This is a genomic window from Nanhaiella sioensis (assembly GCF_046557775.1).
Taxonomy (GTDB): domain Bacteria; phylum Bacillota; class Bacilli; order Bacillales; family SM2101; genus Nanhaiella; species Nanhaiella sioensis.
Genome location: NZ_JBKAEG010000001.1, coordinates 311,745 through 323,108, shown reverse-complemented (window position 1 = coordinate 323,108; position 11,364 = coordinate 311,745). Strand labels below are relative to the sequence as shown.

At 33.3% G+C, this 11,364-nt stretch carries 6 protein-coding genes; 3 read left to right on the top strand and 3 right to left on the bottom strand.

What is annotated here, in order from left to right; genetic code table 11:
- Positions 1–18 precede the first annotated feature (18 nt).
- Positions 19–783 carry a type I methionyl aminopeptidase gene (gene map, locus V1503_RS01480; protein ID WP_214482128.1) on the top strand — a complete coding sequence of 255 codons (765 nt, stop codon included), beginning with the start codon at positions 19–21 and terminating at the stop codon, positions 781–783.
- Between the two features lie 737 nt (positions 784–1,520).
- On the opposite strand, the gene V1503_RS01475 is transcribed toward map, so the two are convergent.
- Entirely contained in the window at positions 1,521–3,080 is a 1,560-nt protein-coding gene (locus V1503_RS01475) for an ATP-binding protein (RefSeq protein WP_410624270.1), read from the bottom strand.
- Between the two features lie 695 nt (positions 3,081–3,775).
- Here V1503_RS01475 and V1503_RS01470 point away from each other — a divergent pair.
- Entirely contained in the window at positions 3,776–4,849 is a 1,074-nt protein-coding gene (locus V1503_RS01470; protein ID WP_410624268.1) for a M24 family metallopeptidase, read from the top strand.
- Positions 4,850–5,125: 276 nt separating this feature from the next.
- On the opposite strand, the gene V1503_RS01465 is transcribed toward V1503_RS01470, so the two are convergent.
- Positions 5,126–7,270 (bottom strand): ATP-dependent Clp protease ATP-binding subunit, encoded by a 2,145-nt coding sequence (locus V1503_RS01465; RefSeq protein ID WP_410624266.1) that lies wholly within the window; start codon positions 7,268–7,270, stop codon positions 5,126–5,128.
- An 835-nt stretch (positions 7,271–8,105) separates the two neighbouring features.
- On the opposite strand from V1503_RS01465, the gene V1503_RS01460 reads away from it, so the two are divergent.
- Positions 8,106–9,194 carry a GerAB/ArcD/ProY family transporter gene (locus V1503_RS01460; RefSeq protein ID WP_410624264.1) on the top strand — a complete coding sequence of 363 codons (1,089 nt, stop codon included), beginning with the start codon at positions 8,106–8,108 and terminating at the stop codon, positions 9,192–9,194.
- A gap of 74 nt (positions 9,195–9,268) precedes the next feature.
- Here the strand turns inward: V1503_RS01460 and V1503_RS01455 are convergent, their stop codons facing one another.
- Complete coding sequence (locus tag V1503_RS01455; protein ID WP_410629363.1) at positions 9,269–11,005, bottom strand: aromatic amino acid hydroxylase; 1,737 nt, start codon at positions 11,003–11,005, stop codon at positions 9,269–9,271.
- Positions 11,006–11,364 lie beyond the last annotated feature (359 nt).

Genomic DNA, 11,364 nt, shown 5'->3' with positions numbered 1-11,364 from the left:
CAGAAAAGGAGACATGCGATGATTCAGTTAAAAACATCTAGAGAAATAGCATTAATGGAAAAGGCAGGTGCTTTATTAGTTTCATGTCATAAAGAGATTGCAAAACTAATTAAACCAGGTATATCAACATATGAAATAGACCAATTCGTTGAAAGATATTTAAAGGAACACGGAGCTACTCCTGAACAAAAAGGATTTCGGGGATACGAGTTTGCTACATGTGCATCCCTAAATGATGAGATTTGTCATGGATTTCCTCGCAAGAAGCCTTTGAATGATGGGGACATTGTCACGATTGATATGGTCGTTAATTTGGATGGGGGATTAGCAGATTCAGCTTGGACATATGCAGTCGGACAAATCAATGACAAAACAGAAAAATTACTATCCGTAACGAAAGAAGCTATGTACAAAGGAATTGAAAAAGCACATGTTGGGAATAGAATGGGTGATATTGGTCATGCTATTCAAACATTTGTCGAAAATGAGGGTTTTTCAGTCGTACGAGAATTTGTTGGACACGGAATTGGACCAACTATTCACGAGGAGCCTCAAGTGCCTCACTTTGGTTTACCACATAAAGGATTGAGATTAAAGGAAGGTATGGTAATCACCATAGAACCTATGGTGAATGTTGGTGCTTGGCAATCAAAAATGGATGATAATCATTGGACTGCCCGTACGATTGATGGGAGTCTATCAGCACAATATGAGCATACTATTGCAATTACAAAAGATGGACCTCAAATATTAACTGACCAACAAGAAAGAACTAATGTATAGATACTTATAACTTAAGGGTGACTACAGTGGTTTGTTACAACCTGAAAGAGCTGTTAACAAGATATATTCCAGAGAATAACAGCCAATTTGATTAAACATATTTAAGAGTCAATTGTAGTGGCTGTAACTTCAATTATAAAATTCATTTGAGTAAGTTGTGAAAAAAATATTTTGCACTAAATAAAAATAGAGCAGGATACAAGCCTATAATAATATTAACGAGGTAAGACATTGTACAGTAAAATGAATTCTTCTTATAAATATGGTAAGCAATCAGTGCAAGTAACGATCCAAAGTAAGAAAGTGTACTGAAGAATAAGTGACCATTCTTTGCATCTAATAATTTTAATAGGAAATAACCGAGTGTTGAACCATTTAAGAATAGGATAATGTAGGATGTAAATAACAAACATATATGTATGTTCTTCATGTAAACACCTCACCCATAATCTTATGAACAAGTAAAAACATCTAGAACAGAAAAAAGCACAAATTGAAAAGGTAAATCATATTTATTTTAAGTTTATTCCAAAAAATTATAACCAAGTGATGAAGCGGTAAGGCTATACAACTTTTAAAGGTTGAATAAGATAAAAAGGACCTCATCTTTTATGAGGTCTTTTTTTAGTGATTTTATATTATTGAAGTATGTAATAGTTAACTAAGACAACAGATGTTAAAAGAGAAATGATTAGATGAAACTATTAATAATATTGTTCACAAACAAAAAAATACGTCTATTGTAGTGGAAGCAGGATCTCTACAGTTGTTCCTTCATTCTCTTTGCTAGTAATAGATAGTTCTCCTTTGTGGTCTTGAATAATCTTTTGGCTTATCATCATTCCAAGACCTGTCCCACTTTCTTTCGTAGTGAAGAACGGGTTGCCTATGTTCTCAATAATTGAACTTGGTATACCTTGTCCATCATCTTGTACCTCAATTAGCAGGTTATTACTTGTGCTCGTACAGAGTAAGTGAATGGTTCCACCTGTTGGCATTGCTTCAATGGAGTTTTTTAATAAATTTATAAACACTTGCTTTAACTGGTTCGCCTCACATGTAAGGAGAGTAGATTTATTTGAATTCTCGTAATGGATATTGACGTCACGTAAATTACATTCTGATTGAAACAGTAGAATGACGTCTTCAATAATTGTATTGATTTTTACTTGTTCGTATTTTACTGCTTGTGGCTTGGCTAAGATTAAAAACTCACTAATAATTAAGTTTATACGTTTGAGTTCATCTAATATTAATTTGGAATAATATTTATACGGATTATTTTTATCACTATCTATAATTTTCATGAATCCTGATATGACCGTTAATGGGTTACGGATTTCATGTGCAACTCCTGCAGCCATTTCACCCACTACTGCAAGTTTTTCAGACTGAATAAGCCTTGCTTCTGTTTCTTTTTTACTACTAATATCTCTGGCTATGACTGAAATAGCTATGATTACTTGTTGGTCATTGTAAATGGGTGATAATGTGATTTCAGCATCTACATCTTTCCCATGTTTACCTTTATCACTGAATGGTAATGCAACAATCCTTTCTCCAGATAGGACTCGTTGTAATAATTCATTTCTTTCTTCACGTTTGAAGTTGATTTTTTCAATGTGAAATCCTACAGCTTCTTCGTAGGTCCAACCGTAAATTCGTTCAAATGCATCGTTCATCATAATTATAGTCCCATTTATATCTAATAACAGAATAGCATCATTTGAATTTTCAAAAAAAGATTGGAAGTATTCTTGAATAGATATCAATTGTTGCTTCATTATTTGTTCGCTATGTTGAGCGCTTAACCAGAGCTGTCTCGTATTAATTGCCAAAAAAATAAAAAATATCGTAGTTAATACGGTGAAGTAACCGAAATAGATATCTGTTGTTGTCGAAGGAGTTGCAAAATTTTCTTCGTAATTTGTTACAAAGAAAAATATTAGCATGCAGGTAGCAATTGCCCCAGAAAAAATGATAGGTAGAACTTGATGATAAAGGGTGGTAACTATGATCCCAAATATGATTAGAAAATAGTTCCCACTGTTAGGTGAGAAGAAGTTTAGAACAAAAAAATATGTGAACAATGAAATGATGATTACATACATCGTCAAAGTTGGATTGGCAGCTAGAAATATAAAGCTATATATTAAAAAAAGTAGGGCTATTCCAATCAGCATGATAGTGTGAAACTCATTTATATAAATGGAGATAGCTAATTCTATTGCGTAAACAATGGATAGCATATTACTTAAAAACTTGTTCCTATTATGGATAAATTCTTGTACATTCACTCGTCATCAGTCCTATTTATATAAGTATCTTAATATTACCATAATTATGAAGTATAATGATATGAAAAATCTAAAATTTCTAATAATTAAGAAAAGAAAAATGTATGCACTAATTTATACAGCGAGTAGAAAGTGTTGTAAAGATATTTTTACATTGACGCTTTTCGTAAGTTTTTCTTGTTAACGAAGGTGCCTTTATGATTCAATTTTGAGTCTTAAGAGAGACTCGGTAGTCATGAACGTTGATAGTTTCTCTCGTAATTTTTTATTAGTAAAGGAATTCAAGTGATTTAGGCAAATATTATCTGCTTGGCATAATAACTGCATATATAGTTTTAGTAAAGGTTTTTTTTACATTGATTTTTGTTTATCATACCAAGAAAAAACACGCAAACAACTAGCATTCGTTGAACCTTTTCTTATCTAAAAATGATAAAAATCATTTCATTGACTTAGTGACTTAGATGTAGGATGTAAAAATCAATAAAATTTACGAAAGGCTGTTTTACGCATTAATTATTGCTTTTCGTAATAAGAGTTGTACACAAATATAACTACCGTTAAGGGCATATTCTCTTCTCTAAATGATAAAAGTCATGTCGTACACATCAGTTTCTCAAATGTAAGTTGAAAAAATAAACTAAGCTTATGAGAAGATCCTTACGAAAAGAGCTAAAAAAAGAGGGGGAGATATGATGGATAAACTTAAAGAACTTAGGAAACTACTTCTAGAACTAAATGTAGATGGACTTCTTATCACTAGTGCTCAAAATAGGCGGTATATAACAGGCTTTACTGGTTCTGCAGGAGTTGTACTTATTTCAGCAAATGAAGCTAAGTTACATGTGGATTTTCGTTATGTAGAGCAAGCGACCAAACAGGCAATTGGGTTTGACATTGTTAAACACAAAAGCAACACGATAAATGAGATCGCCAATAGTGTGTCTGTGCAGTCGGAGCTTATCGGTATCAAGAAGTTAGGTTTCGAACAAGAGCATCTATCATTTGGTGCATTTAAAACATATGAAGAAACTCTTTCCTCTCAGCTAGTTCCAACATCAGGGATTATTGAAAAGTTAAGGATGATAAAAACAGATGAAGAAATTGATACGATTAAAACAGCAGCAAAAATTGCTGATGGGGCATTTAATCATATACTAGAATTTATACGCCCAGGTATTAGCGAGAAAGAGATAGCTAATGAATTAGAATTATTTATGAGAAAGCAAGGGGCAGACTCGTCATCATTTGATACGATAGTAGCATCGGGCTATCGGTCTGCATTTCCACACGGTGTTGCTACTCCAAAGATTATTGAGTATGGAGAGATGGTAACGCTAGATTTTGGTGCTCTTTATAAGGGATACCGATCAGATATTACTCGTACGATTGCTATGGGTGAGCCTGATGAACAATTAAAAGAAATTTATTCTATTGTTAAAGAAGCGCTATCGTTAGGTGTAAAAGGAATGAAATCAGGTTTATCATGTAAAGCCGGTGATAAAATTGTTAGAGATTACATTACTGAAAGAGGTTATGGAGAATATTTTGGTCATGGGACTGGTCATGGCCTTGGTCTAGATTTACATGAACTTCCTTTTTTATCAGCTGTAGCTGACCATGTCTTACAGCCAAACATGGTTATAACAGTAGAACCTGGAATTTATATCCCTCATCTTGGCGGTGTAAGAATTGAAGATGACATTGTCATAACAGATAATGGTAGTGAGCGATTAACACATTCAACAAGAGAGCTAGTTTTCATATGATAGGAAAAAGGTTAACAAAAAAAATACCGTATAGAGAGAATTGTCTCTTCTATACGGTACAAATTTATCATTTAATCTTCGATTCTATTAAGGAAAGGCTTTAGTGAAACTTTGTTGCTAAAATTAGCAAAGCAAGCTGGTGTTATATACGACTGTCATCGTCTTATGATAGAAAAGAGGTGACACGTATAGTAGTTGTATAGATTGTTTTTTCATTGTTCGAAGCAGATTTGTCGTTGTGAGATATTTCTAAAAAGCTGATTTTAGCCTTTAGACTTATACAATTTGCTTTTCAACTACCTTAACTGTTATTTTTTCTGCTCTTATATCTGTGTGGAACTCTGTAACATCTTGGTTTTCGAGCAGTAAATCAGCGATTTGATCCTCAAGCTGTTCTTGGATGACTCTACGAAGTGGTCTAGCTCCAAATTGAGGGTGATAGCCTAATTCAGCAATTTTTTCAATCGCTTCTGGTGAAACAGTTAATATTAAGTTTTGATCTTTTAATGTTTGTTCTAGTTCTGAAATTAATAGCTCTACTATTTTCTGTAACTGTGCTTTTTCCAATTGATTGAATTCGATAATGCTATCAAATCTGTTCAAAAATTCTGGTTTAAAGAATGAACCTAACGTATTTAGAATATTACTTTCTTTAATAGCATCGGTTCCGCTATGTTCAAAGCCTACTGTAATTGTTTTATGTGATGTTCCAGCATTACTGGTCATTATAATTACTGTATCTTTGAAGCTAACTGTTCTACCTTGGCTATCAGTAAGACGGCCATCTTCTAAAATTTGAAGAAACATATGTTGCACATCAGGGTGTGCTTTTTCAATTTCATCTAATAAAATGATACTATAAGGATTTCTGCGGACTTTTTCTGTTAATTGACCTGCATCTTCGTGCCCAACATATCCAGGAGGTGAACCTATTAATTTTGATACCGAATGTTTCTCCATAAATTCACTCATATCAAAACGAATCATCATATCCTTAGAGCCAAATAATTCTTCTGCTAAAGTTTTTGTTAGTTCCGTTTTTCCGACACCTGTTGGACCTACAAATAGAAATGATCCAATTGGACGATGTTTTGCTTTTAGTCCAGCTCTGCTTCGACGAATGGCTTTTGCAACCTTCTTAACAGCTTCCTCTTGTCCTATTACTTTTGATGATAAGTTTTTCTCCAAGTTTTTCATTCTATTATGTTCATCTTGTTGTAACTTCCCAACAGGGATACCTGTTTTTTCTTCAATAATTTTTTGAATAACTTCCGTATTTACCAATGCTTTCTCTATATTATTTTGATCTTTTAATTGTTTTTCTAGCTTGATTTCTTCGTGTCGTAAATTTGCAGCTTCTTCGTAATTTTCTTGATTTGCTGCAACCTCCTTTTCTTTTGTTATTTGAGATAGGCGATCTTGTATAGCTTGTTCATCGGTGTGACCAAACTCTAAATTAATTTTCGATCCAGCCTCGTCAAGTAGATCAATAGCTTTATCAGGTAAGAAGCGATCTTGGATGTAACGGTGTGATAAAGTGACACATTGTGTGATTGCTTCGTCAGTATATTTTACATGATGGTAGTTTTCGTATTTTTCTTTAATACCATGTAATATTTGTTCCGCTTCATCAGTTGTTGGTTCTGCTACAGTAACCGGTTGAAAGCGTCGTTCCAAAGCAGCATCCTTCTCAATTTTGCGATATTCATTAAGTGTTGTTGCTCCAACCACTTGCAACTCGCCCCGAGCAAGTGCTGGTTTTAGGATGTTACCTGCGTCCATAGAGCCTTCGGCTGAACCAGCTCCAACTAATAAATGGATTTCATCAATGAAAAGAATAATATTTTTTCTTCTTTGAAGCTCTCCAATGATTCTTTTTATACGGTCTTCGAATTGACCACGCACACCAGTATTTGCTACTAAAGATGCAACATCAAGTAAATATACCTCTTTATTTAACAGTTTAGTCGGGACATTATTGTCAGCTATTTTTAACGCTAAACCTTCTGCTATTGCTGTCTTACCAACACCCGGTTCACCTATGAGTACGGGGTTATTTTTGTTGCGTCGATTTAGAATTTCAATTACTCTATTTATTTCTTTGTCTCTACCGATAACAGGGTCAATTAGGCCTGCTTTGGAAGCATGTGTGATGTTGCGTCCAAATTGATCTAATAATCCTCCTCTACCTCCATGTTGAGTTTGTTTGCTATGTTCTTTGGACTCGGATGATGATTGAGAACCTTGAAACATGTGCTCAAAAGGAAATTGCGAAAACCCTTGGAAGCCAGAGGGTGTATTTAATTTATTACGTTCATTGATAAAGCATTCTTGGCATAAAGGTAATTGTTCCTGGTTACCGTTTATGTTCAGTTTAACTACAATAGCAGCTTCTTTATTTTTACAAACTTGACATTCCATAACATAAAACCTCCATATTTAAAATTTATTGTTATTAATAAACTCTGATATCAGTTGAAATACAATTCAGTTTAGACTTTGACTAACTTTGACTTTTAATATGAAAAATAGACCGATTGAATCGGTGTGTGTTTGACTAACTTTGACTTTATTATACTCTGACCTTTTTTGACATTCAACTATTTTGTCTTGATTTCTAATAATTTACTTAAGGTCCATAAATGTTATTGGAATGTCGTATTAGAAAACATGAGTGATCTTCTTCTCATTAGCATGAACAACGGTAAAATTGATTGTCTATATAAACCAAGGCTCTTCTCGTAAACTTTGTTGCTCTTTTTACTAAGAATGGACAGTATGATAAGTTTTACAACTCCATTAATTTAAGAGTAGAAAAGATCACGAACAATTGGTATTCCCGTGTATATACCTAATTAAAAAAACAACAATCGATGCGAAACGAATATGAAGATTCTAGCTGAAAAATTGGAAGTGTAAAGGCTATTTAAGAAGTGATAGTGATGCATTAAATGTGGATAATGGAGAGAAGTAGGAATAATTTAGGTAATTATCATCATACTAACATCAAAGGAATAAATATGTAATTATTTAACTCAAGCTCATTTATTCTTTTCAGTTTAATACTTCAAAAGAAAAGGTTCTTTTCGAAAACTCTGTTGCTTTTTTAACTTACATTAGGGCAACTGTTGGGTAGTATGTCATTTTGGCAGTCTTTAAAGAAAAAAGTCGCCTATCGTGTTTAGTTTTTTTTAGGGAGAGCAACAATGAAAGCTAAAAAACGGGCAACAAAATCAATAAGCAAATGAGGCACATGATGAAAGAGGGACTCAGTACATTTCAGGTTGCAATAATGGTTTTTATGATACAAACAGGCATTGATCAATTAAGCTTACCACGTTATACAGCAGAAGCGTTTGGGACAAATGGGTGGGTTGGAATTTTAATATTTTCCGTGCTTGTCATTTTGAATTTAATACTTATAGCGTTAGTATTTCGTTTTGGAAAAGATAAAACCATATTTGAAATATTAGAAGACGTAATATCACCAATTCTTGTAAAGCCACTATATGTTTTTTTAGCTTTGTTGTGGAGTACAACTGGGGTCTTAGTTTTAAAGTATTATGACTTATTGTTACGTACCTTATATTATCCAACTATGCCCTCACTTTTATTTATTATCTTTACTTTAGTTATTACATATTGGCTAGTTAGAAGTGGAATATACCATATCGGGAAAACAACTGTTGTATTTTTTGGGCTTACTATATGGATTGTGTTGTTGTTTTTCTATTTAACACCTGAATTTAGGATTTTAAGATTTACACCCTTTATTTTTGAAGGGGAGAAAAAGATTATTGACGGCGGTTTTGGTGTGTTAGATGCTTTTTTAGGTTATGAGCTAGTTATTTTAATCATCCCATTTATGATGAAAAAGAAATCAGCTTTTAAAGCATTGATATTCGGGAATATCATTACAACATTTATTTTTCTTGTAAATTGCTTTGTTGCTTACGGTTATTTCAGTTATGACCAATTGGTAAATGACACGTATCCATTCATAACTATGATTGAATATTTTCAATTGCCTTTTTTCCAACGCTTAGATGGATTTATTGTTAGCTTATATTTCCTAAGAGTTTTGATAACTATCGTTGTTTATTACTGGTCTGCAGATTTAGTACTTAGACATGCTGTGCCATCAATTAAGCCTCGTTATACGCTCTTGTTTTTAATAATTTTAACTTTTTGTTTGTCCTTCATACCAAATCTCTCAAGAGAGTTAGATGAATGGGATATTTGGTTAGGATTAATAGAAGGAGTGGTATCGATTGCTCTGCCTATTTTTTTATTATTGTTACTTAGTATTTCTCACGTAATAAAGAAAAGAAAAGGTGTGTCATAAAACTCATTTTCAAATGATCAATAGAAAAAACGAGCAGCTATTTAATTTCATAGCGCTCGTTTTCATACCGTCAACTAGATTAATTTCAAACCGTTTTCGATGAGCTGAGATAATGCCTTTTCTTCACTTTTTAAGCGGTTTAAGTCTTTATGAAGTTTTTCTTGTCCTTCAGGATTCAGATCATTTTCAGCTAGAAGCTCTAAAATTTCTAAGCGTAATAACCAATCATTTGGGAATTCTATATCTAGTTGATTTATCACTTCTAGTATAGCTTCAGATGGATTTGAATGAAGACTGATATCTTCTCTTATTTCACGTACTTTTGTATATAAATGATCTAATGGGCTTAAGGAGTTAGTTGCGTTAGAATTAACTTCTTCGTCCTCTACTATGCTTTCTGATGAAAAATAAGCTTCAGGATCTGCTGAACCAGCATAAACAGATGTAACGTGTGACCCAACAGCCATATCATACATACCCCAATCTGGTTGGAAAAGCGTTTGATTGTTATATGTGACTGAGGCTTCTTTAAAACGAATGAGAATTACTTTACTGTTCTTTCTTATCATTTCATGAACAACTCCAGCAACGATGACACCGCTTTCAAACTGTAGTGTTGCTTTGTCATTAATAATTATTCCATGCTGCTCTAATTCAACATCAGTTAGGTCTTCTAAAGGTTTATCTTCTCCTTTTAGCTTTCCAATTGGTGATCCGAAGCCATCAGCATGAACATCTTTCCCATGATTAGCAAGTTGTTTGTCATCAAATGATAAGATGGATTCGCCTGACGTATTTAAATAAACTGCTTCTTGTTTTTCATCCTTTATTAGTTTTGAAACAGTCCCAGTCAACTGTAAGCCTGAACTATACTCAACTGTTGCAGTTGCACCAGATTGCACAGCTTTTTCTAGACTCTCTGTGCCACCGACATAAAATGCCATCCGCTTTGAATATTCTTTGACAGCATCAATTAATTGATCAAAATCTTCGCAAACAAAAAGTTGAGGCTGTTTTGTTGTAATATCGAAACCAGTTGAAATAACATGATCTAGATCAAATGGAATTTTTTTAACTTCATCTGTTAAACAACTGCTACTTTCTCCAACAGATGATAATAGGCCTGCACCATATATTTTAGGATCGTTGATGCTTCCAATTAGTCCATATTCTACTGTCCACCAGTAAAGTCGTGATATTTCTTCAGCTTCAGAGATTTGTGTAACAGCTTTCTGTTTTTCTGCAAGAATTCTTTCAGCTTCAGCAATCTCTTCTTCAGTTGTGCTTCCTTTTTCTAATAAATTAGATAATGTACGAACAGCTTCAAAAACATCATGTTCTTCCTTTGTTGCGATAGCTTTTCGCCCAATTTCACCAAATGTTTTGACGTATTCAGCATATTTTTTATCACAAAGAATTGGTGCATGCCCTGCAGCTTCATGAATAATATCAGGAGCAGGTGTATATTCGATGTTTTCTAATTTCCGAATATCAGTTCCGATCGGGAGTAACCCATGGGCTTGGAAGTCAAAGAAAATTACTCCTGGAATATATCCATCTATTGCAACCGCACCCCAATTAAATGGATGAAGGCTATTATGCATTTCTTCCACTCTAGGTATACGTTCAATGTTCATGCCTGAGGCTGTAACACCATTTGTATAAGCTTCGTGAGCGACATCTTTAAAGAAATTTACATTTTGTCTCATCACATAACGCCAAACAGCGTGATTAATAGGAGTGTACGCATCGTACTGCTGTTCAATAACATACTCTCTTAAATGAGCTGGAATCTCGCTTTTTTTTACTATATTCATTGTTATTTCCTCCCTTACAAATAAAAAGTTGAGATAAGTTATTTGTGTCAAAATGGTGACGGTTAATATTATATCACACAAACGCTTTTAAGCTGTTGTGTGATAAAGAAATTTTAAATTTCTTTACTTATTAAATAATGTATGCACGAAAACATAAGATAAATGCTTCGTTTTAGGCTATAAATGCTAGAACCTCCTTAATTAATTTAATAATATATATGTGTTAGAATTCGTGTTATTTAATGATTAATATAATATTTCAATATTTAATAAAGAAATCCTGTCTTGTATTCTAATATTTTTGAATAATTAAAAATTATACAGATTATTTTTGAATTTTGTGTGTTTTTTTG